Consider the following 18,418-nt stretch of genomic DNA (forward strand, 5'->3'; position numbering starts at 1 on the left):
CGCCGCGGGTCGCGGCCGAACTTGCGGAGGAGCAATACCGCTGCTCGCCTCCGTCAGACCGGCCGCGCCGGTTCCAGCAGGCCGTACTGGCTGGCCAGCCGCGCCAGGCTGATGTTGTCGTGGATGCCCATCTTCTCGAACAGGCGCGCCTTGTGGGTATTCACCGTCTTCGGGCTCAGGCACAGGCGCCGGGCGATGTCTTCCTGGCGCAATCCCTGGGTGAGCAGCAACGCCACTTCCAGCTCGCGCGGGGACAGCCCGTCGAAGGGCGATTCGCTGCCCTTGATGTTCGACAGCGCCAGGTTCTGGGCGATGCTGCTGCCCAGGTAGCGCCGGCCCATCGCCACGTCGCGCACGGCGCGCAGCAGCTCCTGCGCGTCGCCGCCCTTGCCGACGTAGCCGGAGGCACCGGCCTCCAGCAGGCGCTTGGGCAATGGCCCGTCCTCCAGCACCGAGACGATCACCACGCGCGGGCCGCCGGTGCCGCGCGCGATGCGCTCGGTCACCTCCAGGCCGCTGACGCCGGGCAGGTGCAGGTCGCACAGCACGACGTCCGGCTTGAGCGTGCGGATCATCGGGATCGCGGCTTCGCCGCTCTCGGCTTCCCCGACCACCTCGATGTCGGTCTCGGCCCCGAGGATGAGCTTCATGCCGGTGCGCACCAGGGCATGGTCGTCTACAAGGAATACGCGAATGGTCATCTGTGCCTGCTCCCCGGCTGCGGTGCGTGACGCACGGTGATGGTCTGCAAACCCGATCGGCCCGGACCGGCACCCCGGCCTGTCCGCGCCCCGCGCCATCGCCTTTCCCCTGTGGCGCAATTGTGCACCCTAGGATCGCCGCCATGGCGCCGGCATCGGAAAAGCGTGCTTGCCGGCTAGGAGAATATCCAACCGCCGCGTCAGGCTTCCATCGCCGCGGCCGGCACGCCGTCCACCCGCGGCCGCAGGTCCGGATCCAGGGCGAGGCGTCCGTCGAACACGAAACAGCTGCCGTCGTAGCCCTCGCCGCCGACCTGCTCGAAATAGCCGAGGATGCCGCCGTCGAGCTGCACGACGTTGTCCATGCCCTGCGCGCGCATCCACAGCGCGGCCTTCTCGCAGCGGATGCCGCCGGTGCAGAAGCTGACCACCGTGGCGCCGGCGAGCGCCTGCCGGTGCGGCGCCAGGGCCTGCGGCAACTGCGTGAAGCGGGTGATCGGCAGGGTCAACGCACCGGCGAAGGTGCCGTGTTCCACTTCCTGGCGGTTGCGCGTGTCCAGCATCACCACCGGGCGGCCGGTGTCGTCGTGGCCCTGGCGCAGCCAGCGCCGCAGGTCGTGCGCTGCCACCGCCGGCGCGCGCCCGGCCAAGGGATCGGCGTGCGCGCGGCGGAAGCTGATGATCTCCGGCTTGACCTTCACCTTGAGCCGGGCGAACGGCATCGACCGGCTTTCGCTGTACTTGATGCGCAGCCCGGCGAAGCGGTCATCGCGGCCGAGCCAGGCATAGAACGCATCGATCGCCTCGTGGGTGCCGGCCAGGAACAGGTTGATGCCCTCGCCCGCCACCAGCACCGTGCCGCGCAGGTCGTGGGCGGCGGCATGCGCGTGCACCTGCCCGGCCAGCGCCTGGGGTTCGGCGATGGAGACGAAATGGTAGGCGGCGGTATTGGTGATCATCGCGGCATTGTAAGGGGAGCCCACGCCGGGCCGGACAGGCGCGCCGGCCTGCGCTACCCTTTGCGCCCGTTTTTCACCCCCTTCCTCCCATGCGCCGTTTCGCTGCCCCCGCCCTCCTCGCCTGCACGATCTTGCTCGGTGCCTGCCAGCCGCCGGGGCCGCCGCCGGGGGGCACCATCGCCCGGTTCGAGACCATCGACCACCAGGTCGGCGGCGGGACCGAGGCACGCAACGGCATGGACGTCACCGTGCACTACACCGGCTGGCTCTACGACGAGAAGGCGCCGGACAAGCACGGGCGCAAGTTCGACAGCTCGCTGGACAGGAACGAGCCGTTCACCTTCATCCTCGGCGGCGGCCAGGTCATCCGCGGCTGGGACCAGGGCGTGGCCGGCATGCGCGTGGGCGGCAAGCGCACGCTGATGCTGCCGCCGGAGTACGGCTACGGCGCGCGCGGGGCCGGCGGGGTGATCCCGCCCAACGCCTCGCTGGTGTTCGACGTCGAGCTGCTCGACGCCAAGGCACGTTGACCATGGGCCTGGCCCGGGTCGCGGTGGTCGGCGGCGGCCCGGCCGGGCTGATGGCCGCCGAGACGCTGCGCGCCGGCGGTGCGGCGGTGGACCTGTACGAGGCCAAGGGATCGGTTGGGCGCAAGTTCCTGCTCGCCGGCAAGGGCGGCCTGAACCTCACCCATTCCGACGCGCCGGAACGCTTCGCCGCGCGCTACCGCGAACGCGCCGGCGCCGTCGGCGACTGGCTGCGCGACTTCGGTGCCGGCGAGCTGCGCGACTGGGCGCGCGGCCTGGGCGTGGACACCTATGTCGGCACCTCCGGCCGCGTGTTCCCGCGCGACCGCAAGGCCGCGCCGCTGCTGCGCGGCTGGGTGCGGTGCCTGCGCGAGAGCGGCGTGGAGATCCATGTCCAGCACCGCTGGCTCGGCTGGGACGCGAGCGGTGCGTTGCGCCTGGCGACGCCAGGCGGCGAGATCCTGGCCCGGGCCGATGCCGTGGTGCTCGCCCTGGGCGGAGCCAGCTGGCCGCAGCTGGGTTCGGACGGCGGCTGGACCCCGGCGCTGGCCGCGGCCGGGGCCGACATCGCGCCGCTGCGGCCGGCCAACTGCGGTTTCGACATCGACTGGAGCGGGCATTTCGCCGATCGCTTCGCCGGCGCGCCGCTCAAGCCGGTGGTTGCGCGCTGGCGCGGCACCGACGGCGAAATGCACGAACGCCAGGGCGAATGCGTGGCCACCGCCACCGGGATCGAGGGCAGCCTGGTGTACGGCGCCGGTGCGGACCTGCGCGCCGCCATCGACCGCGACGGCCAGGCGCGGCTGGAACTCGACCTGGTCCCCGGCCGCGACCGCCAGCGCCTGCGCCGCGACCTGGCACGGCCGCGCGACGGGCGCAGCTTCGGCGAGCACCTGCGCCGCCACGCCGGGCTCTCGCCGGTCAAGGCGGCGCTGCTGTTCGAGGTGCTCGGTCGCCAGGCCGGTGGCGACCTCGATGCCGTGGCCGCCGCGCTCAAGGCCCTGCCCCTGTTGCTGCGCCGGCCGCGCCCGGTCGCCGAAGCGATCAGCACCGCCGGCGGCGTGCGCCTGGAATCGCTGGATGGCGCGCTGATGCTGCGCGCGCGTCCCGGGACGTTCTGCGCCGGGGAGATGCTGGACTGGGAGGCGCCGACCGGCGGCTACCTGCTCACCGCCTGCTTCGCCAGCGGCCGGCGTGCCGCGCATGGCGCGCTGGCCTGGCTCGCCACGCGGCCGGGCTGAGCCGCGGGCGGGTCAAAGACGGTCGTCGATCGCCTCGCGCGGCCAGATCGACTTGACGTCGTACACCGCCAGGCCCGGCACCCCCAGGGCGCGGATGCGCGCGGTATCCCAGCCGCGGAACTCGCGATGGGCCACGGCCAGCACCACGGCGTCGTAGGCGCCGCTGGCCGGTTCCGCGCGCAACCGCAGCCCGGTCTCGCGGTGCACCGTGTCCGCATCGGCCCAGGGATCGCAGGCGTCCACGCGCGCACCGGCCGCGGATAACCCGCGCACCAGGTCCAGCGCACGGCTGTTGCGCAGGTCCGGGCAGTTCTCCTTGAAGGTCACGCCCAGCACCAGCACGCGCGCGCCATCCAGCGCCTTGCCGCGCTCGCCCAGCAACGCGCCGACGCGGTCCACGACATGATCGACCATGCGGTTGTTGACCTGGCGCGCGGTATGGATCAGGTCCGGGTGGTAACCCACGCTCTCGGACTTGTGCAGCAGGTAGTACGGATCCACGCCGATGCAGTGGCCGCCGACCAGGCCCGGCCGGAACGGCAGGAAGTTCCACTTGGTGCCGGCCGCCTCCAGCACGTCGGACGTATCGATGCCGAGGCGGTCGAAGATCATCGCCAGCTCGTTGACCAGCGCGATGTTGACGTCGCGCTGGATGTTCTCCACCACCTTGGCGGCCTCGGCCACGCGGATCGACGGCGCGCGCCAGGTGCCGGCATGGATGATCCGCGCGTACAGGGCGTCCACCGCCGCGGCCACCGCGGCGGTGGAACCGGAAGTGATCTTGCGGATGTCGGCCAGGCGACGCTGCTGGTCGCCCGGGTTGATCCGCTCCGGGCTGTAGCCGCAGAAGAAGTCCTCGTTGAAGTGCAGGCCCGAGCCCTGCTCCAGCAGCGGCACGCACACTTCCTCGGTGGTGCCCGGGTACACGGTGGACTCGTAGACCACCACGTCGCCCGGCGCCAGCACCGCGGCCACCAGCGCCGAGGCGCTGCGCAGCGGCTCCAGGTCCGGTTGCTGGTGCGCGTCGATCGGCGTGGGCACGGTGACGATGTAGACGTTGCGATCGCGCAGGTCCGCGGCTTCGGCACTGAAACGCAAGCGCGCGGCGGCGGCGAGCTCGTCGTCGCGCGTTTCCAGGGTGTGGTCGTGGCCGTCCCGCAGCGCGGCGATGCGCGCCGCGTCGATGTCGAAGCCGAGCGTGTCCAGGCTGCGCCCGAACGCCACCGCCAGCGGCAAGCCCACGTAGCCCTGCCCGACCACCGCGATGCGCGGCGCGTCGGTCTCCATGCCCAGCGGTGCGGTCATGCCCTGTCCTGCGGTTGCGGCGCCATCTGCGTCACCGGTTGTCGAAAAAGCGAGCGGCGGCCCGGAAAGCCGCCGACGGTATTGGTGCCCGGAGCCGGAATCGAACCGGCATGGCCTTGCGGCCGGCGGATTTTAAGTCCGATGCGTCTACCAGTTTCGCCATCCGGGCATGCGCATAGGGTGCCGCATCCGCACGCGCATGGGAACGCCCGCGGCGGGCTCAGATCGCCTTGGAATAGCGCGCTGCCTCGTCGGGCTGGCGCAGGTAGGCATCGAAGCACATCGCCAGCAGCCGCAGCAGCGGGCGTCCCTGCGCCGTGGTGCTGACCACGCCGTCGCGGTAATCGGCCAGGCCGTCGCGCTGCAACCGTGCCACCGCCTCGAGCTCGGCGGCGAAGGCACGCTCGGCATCCACGCCGTGTGCGGCCGCGACGGCGCGCAGGTCCACCCGTCCCTGGCACATCAGCTGCTGGATCAGCTCGGCGCGCAGCAGATCGTCGGCGCTCAGCTGCACGCCCCGCCACGCCGGGATGCGGTCCTCGGCCAGCGCCGCCTCCCAGCCGGGCAGGTCGCGCGGGTTCTGGCTGTAGCTGTCGCCGACGTGGCTGATCGCGCTCACCCCCAGGCCGACCAGGTCGGTATCGGCATGCGTGGTGTAGCCCATGAAGTTGCGATGCAGTCCGCCCTCGCGCTGGGCCACGGCCAGGTCCTCGCCCGGCAGGGCGAAGTGGTCCATGCCGATGTACTGGTAGCCGGCATCGGAAAGCTTGCGCACCGCCAGGCCGAGCAGCGCCAGCTTGCCTTCCGCGTCCGGCAGGTCCTCCTCGTGGATCTGGCGCTGCGCCTTGAACAGGTTGGGCAGGTGCGCGTAGCCGTATACCGCCAATCGGTCCGGCCGCGCGGCGATGACCGTATCCAGGGTGCGGCCGAAGCCGGCCGGGGTCTGCCGCGGCAGGCCGTAGATCAGGTCCACGTTGACCGAGTGCATGCCGTGGCGGCGACAGGCCTCGATCACCGCCATGGTCTCGGCCACGCCCTGTTCGCGGTTGATCGCGCGCTGCACCTGCGGGTCGAAATCCTGGATGCCGAGGCTGGCGCGGTTGAAACCGATCTGCGCCAGGCGGGCGACGTCCTCGGGCTGCACGCTGCGCGGGTCCAGCTCGATGGAGAAATCGCGGCCGGCGTCGCCGGAAAAGCGGAACAGGCGCCCCAGCCCCTCGACCAGGTCGGCCAGCAGCTGCGGCGCCAGGAAGTTGGGGGTACCGCCGCCCAGGTGCAGCTGGATCACCTCGCGCCCGCCGAACAGCGGGGCGACCAGCGCCGCTTCGTGCAGCAGGTGTTCCAGGTAGGTCAGCCCGCGCCGCGCGTCGCGCGTGATCACCCGGTTGCAGCCGCAGTAGAAGCAGGGGTTGCGGCAGTACGGCACGTGCACGTACAGCGACAACTGCCGCCCGGGGTGGCCGAGCCGGCTGCGCAACGCCGCCTGGCGCAGCTCGTGCGCGCCGAAGCCGTCGTGGAAGTGCGGCGCGGTGGGATAGGAGGTATAGCGCGGGCCCGGCCTGTCGTAGCGCCTGAGCAGGTCCGGGTCGAACTGCCAGGTCAGCGGCAGTGGCTGCGGGGAAGACATGGAACGTTCCATGCCGCGCATGCTGCCGGCCGCGGCGGCCGGTCGCATTGACCAGAATCAACCGCGCATGCGGCTCAGGCGATCTGGCGCAGCTTGCCCTGCTGCAGTTCCATCACCCGGTCCAGCCTGGAGGCCAGGCTGCGGTCGTGGGTCACCAGCACGAGGCTGGTGCGGTGGGCACGGTTGAGCTCGAGCATCAGCCCGAACACCGTGGCCGCGGTGCGGTCGTCCAGGTTGCCGGTCGGCTCGTCGCCGAGCACGCAGGCCGGGTTGTTGACCAGGGCCCGCGCCACCGCGGCGCGCTGGCGTTCGCCGCCGGAAAGCTCGCCCGGCTTGTGGGCGATGCGATGGCCCAGGCCGACGGATTCCAGCAACGCCTGCGCGCGCGCGCGCGCCTGGTCCACGTCGGTACCGGCCAGCAGCACCGGCATCATCACGTTCTCCAGCGCGGTGAATTCCGGCAGCAGGTGGTGGAACTGGTAGACGAAGCCGAGGGCGCTGTTGCGCAGGCGCCCGCGCTCGGCATCCGACAGCGCCGACATGCGCTGGCCGGCCACGTAGACCTCGCCGCCCGACGGCACGTCCAGCCCGCCCAGCAGGTGCAGCAGCGTGCTCTTGCCGGCGCCGGAGGCCCCGACGATGGCCACGGTCTCGCCCGGCATCACCGCCAGGTCCAGCCCGTCGAACACCGGCGTGTGCAGCTTGCCCTCGGTATAGGTCTTGGCCAGCCCCTCGGCGCGGACCACCGCCTCCGTCGCGCGATCGCCCGCCGCCGCGGCGGCGCCCTTGCCGATCTCCATGTCCCGGCCCTCATTCATAGCGCAGCGCCTCCGCCGGCTGGGTACGCGCGGCCCGCCAGGCCGGATACAGCGTGGCCACGAAGCTCATCGCCAGCGCGACGATGGCGATGACGACCACGTCGCGCGGCTGCAGGTCGGTAGGCAGGCCGGTGATGTAGTAGACGTCCTCCGGCAGCAGGGTCACGTGGAACACGGCCTCGATCGCGTCGAGGATGCGCTCCAGGTTGAGCGTGAGCACGATGCCGCCGATCACCCCGGCCACCGTGCCGATGATGCCGATCAGCGAGCCCTGCACCATGAACACCTGCATCACCCCGCCCGGCGTCAGCCCCAGCGTGCGCAGGATGGCGATGTCGGCCTGCTTGTCGGTCACCAGCATCACCTGCGAGGACACCAGGTTGAACGCGCCCATGGCGATGATCAGCGAGAGCAGGATGCCCATCACCGTCTTCTCCATCTTCAGCGACTGGTAGAGGTTGGCGTTCTCCTGCATCCAGTCGGTCACCCGGTACGGGCCCTGCAGCTTGAGCGCCAGGTCGCGCGCCACCTCGAAGGCCTTGTCCATGTCGTGCAGCTTCAGCCGCACGCCGGTGACGCCGTCCATCTTCAGCACGCGCTGCAGGTCCTCCATGTTGACCACCGCCAGGCCGCGATCGACCTCGTTGTAGCCGGCCTCGAAGATGCCGCTGACGGTGAAGCGCTTGACCCGCGGCAACGCCCCCATCGGCGTGCCCTGCACGTCGGCCAGCGTCACCAGCACGGTGTCGCCGACGTCCACCCCCAGCCACAGCGCCAGCTCCTGGCCCAGGACGATGTTGAACGAGCCCGGCACGAGCTGGTCGATGCGTCCCTTCTTCATCTTGTCGGCGATGACGGACACCTTGGGCTCTTCGGCCGGCAGGATGCCCTGCACCATGGCCGGCTGGTTGCGCGCGCCGGAAATCAGCCCTTCCTTCTCGATGTACGGGGCCGCGCCGGCCACGCGCGGATCCTGCGTGGCCAGGGCCACCGCGCGCTGCCAGTCCTGCATCGGCGCCCCGTCGGCGCTGACGGTGGCGTGGGCGGTCATCTGCAGCAGGCGGTCGCGGATCTCCTTCTGGAAGCCGCTCATCACCGCCAGCGTGGTGATCAGCACGGTCACGCCCAGGGCGATGCCGAGGATCGAGGCCATCGAGATGAAGGAGATGAAGCCATTGCGTCGCTTCGCGCGCAGGTAGCGCAGGCCGATGGCGACCGGGACGGGTTTGAACATGGAAGGACCGCGATGACGGATGCGCTATGGTGCCACCACCCCGCCGCGGGACGAAGCCTCGCGCGCGGAGACGGCCAGACGGAGTTCACGTCGCTGCGCGGCCGACAGGGTGTCGGGCCAGAACACCAGCGTGCGGCGGCGGCGGCCCTGGCGGAAGCCGACGAATGCCAGCGGCCCGCGCCAGGCCAGGGCCAGGTCGGCGATGGCCTGCCCGTCCAGGCACGCGGGCGCGGACGGACTCGGCGGGATCACCAGCACGCACGGCGCACGGCGCCATTCGGCGTGCAGCGCCCCTACCGTCCACGCCAGCCCGGCGATGCCCAGCGCCCACTGCGCCGCGACCGGCAGGCCCGACAGCCACACCGCGGGCACCACCAGCACCGCAAGGGCGAGCAGAATTAGCGCCTGCCAGCGCGACCGGCGCCACTCAAGCCGGCAGGGCACGGATGCGGGCGATGAGCGTTTCCAGTTCGGCATCGGGACAGCGGTCGTAGCCCATGAACCAGCGCCAGAGCTTATCGTCCTCGCAATCGAGCAGGCGTAGGAAAACCTCGCGCTGCGCCTCGGAATCCTGGCGCCAGGCCCGGTCCAGGTAGCGCCCGAACAACTGGTCGAGCTCGCGCATGCCGCGCCGGCTGCGCCAGCGCAGGCGCTTGAGTTCGCTTTCGCTCGCGTCCATCGAAGATCTCCTCTTTCGGGTCGGCATGGCCGCCGGCTCGCGCATATGCGAACGGCACCGCGCGGTGCGGTGCCGTTCGGTGGCGGTGCCGCGGCGTGCCGGTCAGGCGCGGCGCGCCATCATCAGCTTCTTGATCTCGGCGATCGCCAGCGCCGGGTTCAGCCCCTTCGGGCAGGTCCGCGCGCAGTTCATGATGGTGTGGCAGCGGTACAGCTTGAACGGGTCTTCCAGGTCGTCCAGGCGCGCGCCGGTGTCCTCGTCGCGCGAGTCCACGATCCAGCGGTAGGCCTGCAGCAGGATCGCCGGGCCCAGGTAGCGCTCGCCGTTCCACCAGTAGCTCGGGCAGCTGGTCGAGCAGCACGCGCAAAGGATGCACTCGTACAGGCCGTCGAGCTTCTTGCGGTCCTCCGGCGACTGCAGCCGCTCGCGGTCCGGCGGCGGCGGGGTCTGGGTGCGGATCCACGGCTTGATCGAGGCGTACTGCGCGTAGAAGTGGGTCAGGTCCGGCACCAGGTCCTTGACCACGTCCATGTGCGGCAGCGGGTAGATCGGCACCTCGGCCTTCTTGCAGTCGCTGATCGCGCGGGTGCAGGCCAGCGTGTTGGTGCCGTCGATGTTCATCGCGCACGAACCGCAGATGCCCTCGCGGCAGGAGCGGCGGAAGGTCAGGGTCGAGTCGATCTCGTTCTTGATCTTCAGCAGTGCGTCCAGGACCATCGGGCCGCACTTGTCCAGATCGACCTCGTAGGTGTCGGTACGCGGGTTCTGGCCGTCGTCCGGGCTCCAGCGGTAGATCTTGAAGGTACGGACGTTCTTCGCACCCTTGGCCGGGTAATGCTTGCCCTTGCCGATCTTTGAATTCTTGGGGAGGGTGAACTCTGCCATAGCTGCTCTCGTTGGCTCAGGCGGCGCGCGCCGCGCGGGAAGCGCGTGCGGCGCGGGACATGGGAAGGACCGTCACGCAACCGGCCTGCGTACGCGCGCCCGGCAGCGATCCGCAGATCCCCGCCGCCCGCTCGCCCGCATGTGTCGGTTCCATCACGATGGCCTCAATAGACGCGCGGCTTGGGCGGCACCACGTCCACGTCCTTGGTGAGCGTGTACATGTGCACCGGCCGGTAGTCGAAGCTGCACTTGCCCTGCTCGTCGACGCTGACCAGCGTGTGCTTCTGCCAGTTGACGTCGTCGCGGTCGGGGAAGTCCTCGCGCGCATGCGCGCCGCGGCTCTCGTGGCGCTGCTCGGCGGAGTTGATCGTCGCCACCGCGTTGAGCAGCAGGTTGTTCAGCTCGTAGGTCTCGATCAGGTCCGAGTTCCACACCAGCGAGCGATCGGAGACCTTCACGTCCTGGAAGCTGTCGTAGATCTCGGCCATCTTGCGGCAGCCTTCCTGCAGGCTCTCGGCGGTACGGAACACCGCCGCGTCGGCCTGCATCGTGCGCTGCATCTTGTCGCGGATGACCGCCGTGGGCGTGGAGCCGTTGGCGTTGCGCAGCTTGTCCAGGCGCGACAGCGCCTGCTCGCAGGCATCGGACGGCAGCACCTTGTGCGGCTGGTTCGGGCGGATGGTCTCGGCGCAGCGGTTGGCCACCGCGCGGCCGAACACCACCAGGTCCAGCAGCGAGTTCGAGCCCAGGCGGTTGGCGCCGTGGACGGACACGCAGGCCGCCTCGCCCACCGCGTACAGGCCGGGCACCACCGCGTCCGGGTCGTCGCCGATCTTGCGCACCACCTCGCCGTGGTAGTTGGTCGGGATGCCGCCCATGTTGTAGTGCACGGTCGGGATCACCGGGATCGGCTGCTTGGTCACGTCCACGCCGGCGAAGATGCGCGCGCTCTCGGCGATGCCCGGCAACTTCTCCTGGATCACCTCCGGGCCGAGGTGGGTCAGGTCGAGCAGGATATGGTCCTTGTGCTCGCCGACGCCGCGGCCCTCGCGGATCTCGATGGTCATCGAGCGGCTGACCACGTCGCGCGAGGCCAGGTCCTTGTAGTGCGGGGCGTAGCGCTCCATGAAGCGCTCGCCGTTGGAGTTGCGCAGGATGCCGCCCTCGCCGCGCACGCCCTCGGTGATCAGGCAGCCGGCGCCGTAGATGCCGGTCGGGTGGAACTGCACGAACTCCATGTCCTGCATCGGCAGGCCGGCGCGCATCACCAGGCCGCCGCCGTCGCCGGTGCAGGTGTGGGCGGAAGTCGCGCTGAAGTAGGCGCGGCCATAGCCGCCGGTGGCCAGCACCACGCCGTGCGAGCGGAACAGGTGCAGCGTGCCCTCGGCCAGGTCCAGCGCCAGCACGCCGCGGCACACGCCTTCCTCGTCGAAGATCAGGTCGAGCGCGAAGTACTCGACCATGAAGCGCGCGTTGTGCGCCAGCGACTGCTGGTACAGGGTGTGCAGCATCGCATGGCCGGTACGGTCGGCCGCCGCGCAGGTGCGCTGCGCGGCCGGGCCCTCGCCGAACTTGGTGGTCATGCCGCCGAACGGGCGCTGGTAGATCTTGCCCTCCTCGGTCCGCGAGAACGGCACGCCGTAGTGCTCCAGCTCGATGATCGCCGGGATGGCCTCGCGCACCATGTACTCGATGGCGTCCTGGTCGCCCAGCCAGTCCGAGCCCTTGATGGTGTCGTAGAAGTGGTAGCGCCAGTCGTCCTCGCCCATGTTGCCGAGCGCGGCGGAGATGCCGCCCTGCGCGGCGACAGTGTGCGAACGGGTCGGGAAGACCTTGGTGATGCACACGGTCTGCAGGCCCTTCTCGGCCAGGCCGAAGGTCGCGCGCAGGCCGGCGCCGCCGGCGCCCACCACGACCATGTCGTACTTGTGTTCGGTGATCTTGTATGCGGACATCGAATCGGGATTCCTGAGGTGCGCTGCGTTCAGACGACGCCGAGCGCGATGCGGGCGACCGCGAAGACGCTGACGATCGCGCCGAGGATGGCGACGAACTTCACCGTCACCTGCAGCGCCAGGGCCAGGAGCGAATTGTGGATGTAGTCCTCGAGGATGACCTGCAGGCCGAGCTGGGCGTGCCAGAACATGGCCACCAGGAAGCCCACCAGCAGGATCGCGTTCCACGGGCGCGCCACCGCCTCGACCGCGCCGACGTAGTCGGTGCCGATCAGGCCGAGCACGAACACCAGGAACCACACCGCCAGGAACACCAGCGCGGTGGCGGTCAGGCGCTGCAGCACGAAGTGCTCGGTGCCGCTCTTGGCGGCGCCCAGGCCGCGCACGTCCTTGAGGGGAGTCCGGAAACGGCTCATGCGGCACCTCCGACGAGGACGTAGATCCACACCAGCGCGGTGATCACCAGGCTGCCGATCACCGACAGCCAGCTGTTGCGCACGAACACCGGCTTGCTGTAGCCGTGGGCGAAGTCCTGGACGATGTGGCGGATGCCGTTGCACAGGTGGTAGGCGAAGCACCAGCTCCAGAAGAACAGGAACAGCTGGCCGTACCAGGCGCCCATCACCGAGGCGAAGCAGTTCCAGTGATCCGGGCCGAGCATCAGCGCCATCAGGCCGGCGGCGATGATCAGGGCGCCAAGGGACAGTACGATGCCGGTGGCTCGATGCAGGATCGAGGTGGCCATCTGTATCTGCCAGCGATACACCTGCAGGTGCGGGGAGAGGGGACGTTCTCGGGTCGCCATTTCGCTGGACTCGTTGTCTCGGCTGGGCGGCAAGCGCCGCGTTGGCTCAAATGCTGATCAGAAATCGATGCAGCGTCCGTTTTTCTCCCAGTCGCCATAACGCGTCGGATCGAGTCCGCCGCGTCCACCGATCTCCTTGGGCTCGGGCTTCGGGTCGACCTTGCGGTCGGTCGCCGGCCTCTGCTCTGGATCGGACTCGGGAGTGGGGGTTGTTTGGCCTATCATGTCGGTCTCGCAACCACGAAAGTCTAATCCCGCATCTCCGTGCCTGACAACCAGACCAATCCCGCGGACGACGCATTCGCCCTGCCCGGCATGCAGGTGGTTTCGCTGCGCGGACCGGATGCGCAGGAATTCGCCCACGCCCAGTTCGCCAGCGATGCCAAGGCCCTGCCCGTCGGGCACTGGCAGTGGAGCTGCTGGCTCACCGCCAAGGGCCGGGTGATCGCCGTGTTCGCGCTGGCACGGCCGGAGGCCGGGCGCCTGCTCATGCTGCTGCCGGACGGCCGTGCCGAGGCGATCGCCACGCAGTTGCGGCGCTACGTCTTCCGCCGCAAGGTGGCCATCGACGCGGATGGCGCGCTGCACCCCGCCGCCGCGTGCCATGCGCCGGCGCAGGCGCGCGGCGCGGTACTGGCCGCAGCCGGCGGCGCGCTGGAACTGGACATGGGCGGCCCCGGGCTGCCGCGCACGCTGTACCTGTTGGCCGATGCCGCGCCCGAGGACCCGGTCCGGGCGCTGGCCTGGGACGAGGCCGACCTGCGCCTGGGCCTGCCGCGCCTGGCCGACAGCCAGGTGGAGCAGTGGACGCCCCAGCAGCTCGGCCTGGACCGGATCGCGGCCTACAGCGTGCACAAGGGCTGCTATCCCGGCCAGGAGATCGTCGCGCGCACCCATTTCCTCGGCCGCGCCAAGCGCGCCACCAAGCTGCTGCAGGCCGAGGGCGGCCATCCGCAACCCGGCGACGAGGTCCGGCCGGGCGGCACGGTGGTGGCCGCCAGCGGCGCGCTGGCGCTGGCAGTGGTGCCGCTGGACGAGGACGCGACCCGGGACTGGGACGTCGGCGGCGTCGCCGCGCACGAATTGCCGTTCGCGGACGGGCTGGCGCGCTGAATACGCCGGCCCGGCGCGTTCAGGCCTCGATGCGCAGGCCGGTGTCCGGATCGAAGAAATGCAGGGCCTGCGGCTGCACCGCCAGCGTCAGCGGCTGGCCGATGTCGGGCAGCGCCTGCGGCGCCACGCGGATGACCAGCGGCACCGCGCCCAGCGACAGGTTGACGAAGGTCTCGTTGCCGACCGGCTCGACCACGTCGATGCGGGCCGGGAAGCCGTGCTCGCCGGCACTGGCCGGCTGCAGGTGCTCCGGGCGCACCCCGACCACCGTGTCGCGGCCGAGCCACTGCGCCGGCACCGCCGCCTCGCCGAGGGGGACTGCCGTCCCGTCGTCCAGTTCCAGCACCAGGCCATCGGCCTGGCGCAGCCGCCCGCGCAGCACGTTCATCGCCGGGCTGCCCAGGAAACCGGCCACGAACAGGTTGGCCGGGCGCCGGTAGAGGTTCATCGGCGTGTCGATCTGCTGGATGCGGCCGCGGTCGAGCACCACGATCCGCTGCCCCAGCGTCATCGCCTCCACCTGGTCGTGGGTGACGTAGATCATCGTCGTGCCCAGCTGCCGGTGCAGGCGCGCGATGTCGGTGCGCACGCTGTGGCGCAGCTTGGCGTCCAGGTTCGACAGCGGCTCGTCGAGCAGGAACACGGCCGACTGGCGCACCATCGCCCGTCCCAGCGCCACGCGCTGGCGCTGGCCGCCGGACATCTGCCGCGGCAGCTTGTCGAGCATGCCTTCCAGCCCGAGCACCTGCACCGCCTCGTCGACCCGGCGCCGGATCTCCTCGCGCGGCGTGCCGCGCAGCTTCAGCCCGAAGGCCAGGTTGCCGGCCACGGTCATGTGCGGGTACAGGGCATAGCTCTGGAACACCATGGCGATGTCGCGGTCGCGCGCGGGCACGTCGTTGACCACGCGCTCGCCGATGCGCAGGGTGCCGGCGGTGATGTCCTCGAGCCCGGCGATCATCCGCAGCAAGGTGGACTTGCCGCAGCCCGACGGCCCCACCAGCACCATCAGCTCGCCGTCGGCGACCTCGAAGCTGGCATCGTCCACGCCCACGTAGCCGTTGGGGTAGACCTTGCGGAGGTTCTCCAGTTGTACCTTGGCCATCGATCGGTTCCGGAATGCAGCGCCACTGCCCCGGCCCTCCCGACGGCAGGCACCCAGGTGCACGGTGCCGGGGTATTCTGCCACGCGTGTAAGCGGTTCCAGGCAATCGTGGCGATCGCCGTCCCCCGGAACCGCCGTCCTTCCGCGAAAAATCCTAAAGACAGCCAGACCTCGCTTACACTCCGGTATCCGGCCTGCAACCAGCATGACAACGATGTCACAAGAAACCGAATCCCCTCCTTCGCACGACACGGTGCTGCTGTTCGGAGCCACCGGCGACCTGGCCCAGCGCTACCTGTTCGCCTCGCTGCTGCGCCTGCTCGGCGAGGGCTTCCTGCCCGAGGACTTCCGCATCCGCGCGCTGGCCCTGTCCGGCCACACCACCGAGGCCTTCCGCGAGCTGCTGCGCCCGCGCCTGGAGAAGACCATCCCGGAGGCGACGCGGACCGGCATCGACGCGCTGCTCGATCGCATCGACTACCGCTCGGTGGACCTGCGCGATCCCGAATCCATCGCCGAGGCGGTGCGCGACCTGGCCGGGCGCCGCTGCGTGAGCTACCTGGCGATCCCGCCGGGCCTGTACATCAGCACCTGCCGCGGCCTGGCGCTGGGCGGCCTGCTGGCGCCGCCGCACCGGCTGATGCTGGAAAAGCCGATCGGCCACGACCTGGACAGCGCGCGCGAGATCATCGGTGCGATCGGCGAGCTGATCGACGAGGACCGCGTGTTCCGCCTGGACCACTACCTGGGCAAGGCGGCGGTGCAGAACCTGCCGGCGCTGCGCTTCGGCAACACGCTGCTGGAGGCGGTGTGGAACCGCAACTGCATCGAGTCGGTGGAGATCCTGGTGGCCGAGACCGAGGGCGTGGACGGGCGCAACGCCTACTACGCGCGCTCCGGCGCGCTGCGCGACATGGTGCAGAGCCACATCCTGCAGCTGCTGTGCCTGGTGGCGATGGAGCCGCCGGCCTCGCTGGAGGCCGACCGCATCCGCGACGAGAAGGTCAAGGTGCTGCGTGCATTGCGCCCGCTGGAGCCGCGTACCGCCGCGCGCGACAGCGTGCGCGGCCGCTACGGCGCCGGGCGCATCGGCGAGCAGGACGTGCCCGCCTACCAGCCGCCGGAGGACTCGGACGTGGAGACCTTCGTGGCGATCACCGCCTACGTGGACAACTGGCGCTGGGCCGGCGTGCCGTTCCACCTGGTCACCGGCAAGCGCCTGGCCGAGCGCTCCACCCGCATCGTGGTCACCCTCAAGCCGGTAGCGCACTGGCTGTTCGAGCGGCCCGGCCGCGCCCAGGCCGCGCCCAACCGCCTGACTTTCCAGCTGCAGCCGCAGGAGAACATCGAACTGGGGCTGATGAGCAGCCTGGCCGGCCCGGAATGGGGCGCGCTGGAACTGCAGCCCATCGAACTGGAACTGTCGGTACCCACCGGCCTGCACCGGCGCATCGCCTACGAGCGCCTGCTGCTGGATGCGCTCAACGGCAACTCCTCGCTGTTCGTGCGCGACGACGAGGTCGAGGCGGCCTGGCAGTGGATCGACAGCGTCCGCCACGCCTGGCGCTATGCCGGGCTGCCGCTGGAGTCCTATCCTGCGGGCAGCTGGGGCCCGCAGCACGCGGCCCGCTTCATGCCCACGGCGGTCTCCGCCGGCAAGCGCAACGACGGACACAGCGCATGACCGATACCCCTGCCCGCTACGACCTGGTCGCCGACATCGGCGGCACCAACGCCCGCTTCGCCCTGGCCGACGTCGCCGCGGACACGCCGCTGGACCTGGGCAGCGTGCGCAGCTTCGCGGTCACCGACTTCCCCTCGCTGGGCCACGCCGCCCAGCATTACCTGGACGAGATCGGCCAGGACGCGCGCCGCGGCGTGTTCGCGGTGGCCGGCCGCGTGGACGGCGACGAGGCCCGCATCACCAACCACCCGTGGGTGATCTCGCGCAGCCGCACCTGCGCGATGCTCGGCTTCGAGCAGCTCGCCCTGATCAACGATTTCGCCGCCCAGGCCATGGCCATCAGCGCCCTGCGCGCCGAGGACGTCGTGCCGGTCGGCGGCGCCGACTGGACCCCGGCCCCGCTCGACCGGCCGCGCAACTACGCGGTGATCGGCCCGGGCACCGGCCTGGGCGTGGGCGGCCTGCTGATCCGCGACGGGCGCTGCTTCCCGCTGGAGACCGAGGGCGGCCACGTCAGCTTCCCGCCGGGCACGCCGCAGGAGATCCGCATCCTGGAACTGCTTTCCCAGCAGTACGGGCGGGTGTCCAACGAACGCCTGGTCTGCGGCCCGGGCCTGGTCAACATCCACCGCGCCCTGAGCGAGATGGCCGGCACCGACCCGGGCCTGCCCGGCCCGGCCGACATCACCGCCCGCGCCGCCCAGGGCGACCCGCTGGCCATGCGCACGGTGGACGTGTTCTGCGCGGTGTTCGGCGCGATCGCCGGCGACCTGGTCCTGGTGCTGGGCGCCTGGGACGGCGTGTTCCTGACCGGCGGGCTGGTGCCGCGCATGCTCGATTCGCTGCGCCATTCCGGATTCCGCCAGCGCTTCGAGAACAAGGGGCGCTTCTCCCCGAACATGGCCAGCGTACCCTCGGTGGCGGTGATGCACCCGCATCCCGGGCTGCTGGGCGCGGCCGCCTACGCGGCCGACCTGGAACGCCATCCCCCGACAGGAACCTGATGCCGTGAACGCTCCCCCGCTCCCTCCGGTCCGCGCCAACCGCATCGAGCTGGTCCGCCACCGCAATGCCGCGGACTGGACCGAGGCCGTCGCTGCCGAGATCGCCCAGGCCTTGGCCCAGGCGCTCGACGGTGCCGGCCAGGGACGCGTGCTGCTGTCCGGCGGCAGCACCCCGCGCCCGGTCTACGAGGCGCTGGCCGAGGCGGAGCTGGACTGGGCGCGGGTCGAGTTCGGCCTGGTGGACGAGCGCTGGCTTTCGCCCACGGACCGCGACAGCAATGCCTGGCTGCTGCGCGACACCCTGGGCGAGGTGCTGGAGGACGCCCATTTCGAACCGCTGGTGCGGCCCGGGCTGGCGCTGGCCGATTGCGTCCATGCCGCCAACGTCCACGCCGGCCATGCCCGGGCCCCATGCCTGGCCGTGCTCGGCATGGGCGACGACGGGCACACCGCCTCGATGTTTCCCGGATCGCGCGACCTGCCGCGCGTGCTGGCCAGCCAGTATCCCTACGCCGCGCTCGACGCCACCGGCTGCCCGGGAGCCAACGCCTGGCCGCTGCGCATCACCCTGACCCCGGCCGGGCTGGGCCGGGCGCAACGGCGCATGCTGCTGCTGCGCGGCGCGCGCAAGCTGGAGGTGCTGCAGGCGGCGCTGGCCGGCGACGACCCGGCCGAGTATCCGATCCGGCTGGCCATGGACCTGCCCGGCCCGCCGCTGCGCGTGCACTGGTGCGCGTAGTGCGCCTGCTCCCACCCGCCCCCGTGCCTGCGTGCAC

20 protein-coding genes and 1 tRNA gene are annotated in these 18,418 nt (G+C 70.9%); 6 read left to right on the top strand and 15 right to left on the bottom strand.

Going from position 1 to position 18,418, the window contains the following annotated elements; translation table 11 throughout:
- Positions 1-53: 53 nt before the first annotated feature.
- Together BN3794_RS08680 and BN3794_RS08685 are read right to left on the bottom strand one after the other, a co-directional pair.
- The gene (locus BN3794_RS08680) at positions 54-701 is read right to left on the bottom strand and encodes a response regulator (RefSeq protein ID WP_066096121.1); all 648 of its coding nucleotides are present in this window, start codon (positions 699-701) and stop codon (positions 54-56) included.
- Between the two features lie 200 nt (positions 702-901).
- Entirely contained in the window at positions 902-1,660 is a 759-nt protein-coding gene (locus tag BN3794_RS08685; RefSeq protein WP_066096125.1) for a sulfurtransferase, read from the bottom strand.
- A gap of 89 nt (positions 1,661-1,749) precedes the next feature.
- On the opposite strand from BN3794_RS08685, the gene BN3794_RS08690 reads away from it, so the two are divergent.
- Together BN3794_RS08690 and BN3794_RS08695 are read left to right on the top strand one after the other, a co-directional pair.
- A complete protein-coding gene (locus BN3794_RS08690) occupies positions 1,750-2,190 on the top strand; it encodes an FKBP-type peptidyl-prolyl cis-trans isomerase (protein ID WP_066096128.1) in 441 nt (146 codons plus the stop codon).
- 2 nt (positions 2,191-2,192) lie between these two features.
- Positions 2,193-3,428, top strand: a complete 1,236-nt coding sequence (locus BN3794_RS08695; RefSeq protein WP_066096133.1) for a TIGR03862 family flavoprotein — start codon at positions 2,193-2,195, stop codon at positions 3,426-3,428.
- A gap of 12 nt (positions 3,429-3,440) precedes the next feature.
- Here the strand turns inward: BN3794_RS08695 and BN3794_RS08700 are convergent, their stop codons facing one another.
- From BN3794_RS08700 to BN3794_RS15910, 12 genes are all read right to left on the bottom strand, one after another.
- A complete protein-coding gene (locus BN3794_RS08700; RefSeq protein WP_066096137.1) occupies positions 3,441-4,733 on the bottom strand; it encodes a nucleotide sugar dehydrogenase in 1,293 nt (430 codons plus the stop codon).
- An 82-nt stretch (positions 4,734-4,815) separates the two neighbouring features.
- A tRNA-Leu gene (locus tag BN3794_RS08705) sits at positions 4,816-4,902 on the bottom strand.
- Positions 4,903-4,953: 51 nt separating this feature from the next.
- Entirely contained in the window at positions 4,954-6,360 is a 1,407-nt protein-coding gene (hemN, locus tag BN3794_RS08710) for an oxygen-independent coproporphyrinogen III oxidase (protein WP_147675711.1), read from the bottom strand.
- A gap of 74 nt (positions 6,361-6,434) precedes the next feature.
- Positions 6,435-7,160 (bottom strand): lipoprotein-releasing ABC transporter ATP-binding protein LolD, encoded by a 726-nt coding sequence (gene lolD / locus BN3794_RS08715; RefSeq protein ID WP_066096140.1) that lies wholly within the window; start codon positions 7,158-7,160, stop codon positions 6,435-6,437.
- A gap of 10 nt (positions 7,161-7,170) precedes the next feature.
- The gene (locus BN3794_RS08720) at positions 7,171-8,412 is read right to left on the bottom strand and encodes a lipoprotein-releasing ABC transporter permease subunit (RefSeq protein ID WP_066096143.1); all 1,242 of its coding nucleotides are present in this window, start codon (positions 8,410-8,412) and stop codon (positions 7,171-7,173) included.
- Between the two features lie 24 nt (positions 8,413-8,436).
- Positions 8,437-8,856: a hypothetical protein gene (locus tag BN3794_RS08725; protein ID WP_236493202.1), complete on the bottom strand. Its 420-nt coding sequence runs from the start codon at positions 8,854-8,856 to the stop codon at positions 8,437-8,439.
- A complete protein-coding gene (locus tag BN3794_RS08730; protein ID WP_066096149.1) occupies positions 8,840-9,091 on the bottom strand; it encodes an FAD assembly factor SdhE in 252 nt (83 codons plus the stop codon). Before BN3794_RS08730 ends, BN3794_RS08725 begins: the two co-directional genes overlap by 17 nt.
- Positions 9,092-9,193: 102 nt before the next feature.
- Positions 9,194-9,976, bottom strand: a complete 783-nt coding sequence (locus BN3794_RS08735; protein ID WP_066096152.1) for a succinate dehydrogenase iron-sulfur subunit — start codon at positions 9,974-9,976, stop codon at positions 9,194-9,196.
- 164 nt (positions 9,977-10,140) lie between these two features.
- The gene (sdhA, locus tag BN3794_RS08740) at positions 10,141-11,931 is read right to left on the bottom strand and encodes a succinate dehydrogenase flavoprotein subunit (RefSeq protein WP_066096153.1); all 1,791 of its coding nucleotides are present in this window, start codon (positions 11,929-11,931) and stop codon (positions 10,141-10,143) included.
- 29 nt (positions 11,932-11,960) lie between these two features.
- The gene (gene sdhD / locus BN3794_RS08745; protein ID WP_066096156.1) at positions 11,961-12,347 is read right to left on the bottom strand and encodes a succinate dehydrogenase, hydrophobic membrane anchor protein; all 387 of its coding nucleotides are present in this window, start codon (positions 12,345-12,347) and stop codon (positions 11,961-11,963) included.
- Complete coding sequence (gene sdhC / locus BN3794_RS08750; RefSeq protein WP_066096159.1) at positions 12,344-12,736, bottom strand: succinate dehydrogenase, cytochrome b556 subunit; 393 nt, start codon at positions 12,734-12,736, stop codon at positions 12,344-12,346. Before sdhC ends, sdhD begins: the two co-directional genes overlap by 4 nt.
- A 57-nt stretch (positions 12,737-12,793) precedes the next feature.
- Complete coding sequence (locus BN3794_RS15910) at positions 12,794-12,961, bottom strand: DUF1674 domain-containing protein (protein WP_078059664.1); 168 nt, start codon at positions 12,959-12,961, stop codon at positions 12,794-12,796.
- Between the two features lie 39 nt (positions 12,962-13,000).
- Between BN3794_RS15910 and ygfZ the strand changes: the two genes are divergently transcribed.
- Complete coding sequence (ygfZ, locus tag BN3794_RS08755) at positions 13,001-13,849, top strand: CAF17-like 4Fe-4S cluster assembly/insertion protein YgfZ (protein WP_066096161.1); 849 nt, start codon at positions 13,001-13,003, stop codon at positions 13,847-13,849.
- Between the two features lie 19 nt (positions 13,850-13,868).
- Here ygfZ and BN3794_RS08760 read toward each other — a convergent pair whose 3' ends face one another.
- Entirely contained in the window at positions 13,869-14,954 is a 1,086-nt protein-coding gene (locus BN3794_RS08760) for an ABC transporter ATP-binding protein (RefSeq protein WP_066096165.1), read from the bottom strand.
- Positions 14,955-15,168: 214 nt separating this feature from the next.
- Between BN3794_RS08760 and zwf the strand changes: the two genes are divergently transcribed.
- The 3 genes from zwf to pgl are packed head-to-tail and all read left to right on the top strand — an operon-like array spanning position 15,169 to position 18,381.
- Positions 15,169-16,638, top strand: coding sequence for a glucose-6-phosphate dehydrogenase (gene zwf, locus BN3794_RS08765; RefSeq protein ID WP_328585344.1), 1,470 nt, complete (start codon positions 15,169-15,171; stop codon positions 16,636-16,638).
- Positions 16,635-17,642 carry a glucokinase gene (gene glk / locus BN3794_RS08770; protein ID WP_066096170.1) on the top strand — a complete coding sequence of 336 codons (1,008 nt, stop codon included), beginning with the start codon at positions 16,635-16,637 and terminating at the stop codon, positions 17,640-17,642. The genes zwf and glk overlap by 4 nt, the downstream gene beginning before the upstream one ends.
- Positions 17,643-17,646: 4 nt before the next feature.
- Complete coding sequence (gene pgl, locus BN3794_RS08775; protein WP_066096171.1) at positions 17,647-18,381, top strand: 6-phosphogluconolactonase; 735 nt, start codon at positions 17,647-17,649, stop codon at positions 18,379-18,381.
- Positions 18,382-18,418 lie beyond the last annotated feature (37 nt).

The sequence above is a fragment of the Xanthomonas massiliensis genome (assembly GCF_900018785.1).
In the GTDB taxonomy this organism is placed as follows: Bacteria; Pseudomonadota; Gammaproteobacteria; order Xanthomonadales; family Xanthomonadaceae; genus Xanthomonas_B; species Xanthomonas_B massiliensis.

What these genes read in the sequence shown, in the direction of transcription:
- BN3794_RS08680 (WP_066096121.1), bottom strand. Translation starts at nt 701, where the DNA reads ATGACCATTCGCGTATTCCTTGTAGACGACCATGCCCTGGTGCGCACC.
- BN3794_RS08685 (WP_066096125.1), bottom strand. Translation starts at nt 1,660, where the DNA reads ATGATCACCAATACCGCCGCCTACCATTTCGTCTCCATCGCCGAACCC.
- BN3794_RS08690 (WP_066096128.1), top strand. Translation starts at nt 1,750, where the DNA reads ATGCGCCGTTTCGCTGCCCCCGCCCTCCTCGCCTGCACGATCTTGCTC.
- BN3794_RS08695 (WP_066096133.1), top strand. Translation starts at nt 2,193, where the DNA reads ATGGGCCTGGCCCGGGTCGCGGTGGTCGGCGGCGGCCCGGCCGGGCTG.
- BN3794_RS08700 (WP_066096137.1), bottom strand. Translation starts at nt 4,733, where the DNA reads ATGACCGCACCGCTGGGCATGGAGACCGACGCGCCGCGCATCGCGGTG.
- hemN (WP_147675711.1), bottom strand. Translation starts at nt 6,360, where the DNA reads ATGTCTTCCCCGCAGCCACTGCCGCTGACCTGGCAGTTCGACCCGGAC.
- lolD (WP_066096140.1), bottom strand. Translation starts at nt 7,160, where the DNA reads ATGGAGATCGGCAAGGGCGCCGCCGCGGCGGCGGGCGATCGCGCGACG.
- BN3794_RS08720 (WP_066096143.1), bottom strand. Translation starts at nt 8,412, where the DNA reads ATGTTCAAACCCGTCCCGGTCGCCATCGGCCTGCGCTACCTGCGCGCG.
- BN3794_RS08730 (WP_066096149.1), bottom strand. Translation starts at nt 9,091, where the DNA reads ATGGACGCGAGCGAAAGCGAACTCAAGCGCCTGCGCTGGCGCAGCCGG.
- BN3794_RS08735 (WP_066096152.1), bottom strand. Translation starts at nt 9,976, where the DNA reads ATGGCAGAGTTCACCCTCCCCAAGAATTCAAAGATCGGCAAGGGCAAG.
- sdhA (WP_066096153.1), bottom strand. Translation starts at nt 11,931, where the DNA reads ATGTCCGCATACAAGATCACCGAACACAAGTACGACATGGTCGTGGTG.
- sdhD (WP_066096156.1), bottom strand. Translation starts at nt 12,347, where the DNA reads ATGAGCCGTTTCCGGACTCCCCTCAAGGACGTGCGCGGCCTGGGCGCC.
- sdhC (WP_066096159.1), bottom strand. Translation starts at nt 12,736, where the DNA reads ATGGCGACCCGAGAACGTCCCCTCTCCCCGCACCTGCAGGTGTATCGC.
- BN3794_RS15910 (WP_078059664.1), bottom strand. Translation starts at nt 12,961, where the DNA reads ATGATAGGCCAAACAACCCCCACTCCCGAGTCCGATCCAGAGCAGAGG.
- BN3794_RS08760 (WP_066096165.1), bottom strand. Translation starts at nt 14,954, where the DNA reads ATGGCCAAGGTACAACTGGAGAACCTCCGCAAGGTCTACCCCAACGGC.
- zwf (WP_328585344.1), top strand. Translation starts at nt 15,169, where the DNA reads ATGTCACAAGAAACCGAATCCCCTCCTTCGCACGACACGGTGCTGCTG.
- glk (WP_066096170.1), top strand. Translation starts at nt 16,635, where the DNA reads ATGACCGATACCCCTGCCCGCTACGACCTGGTCGCCGACATCGGCGGC.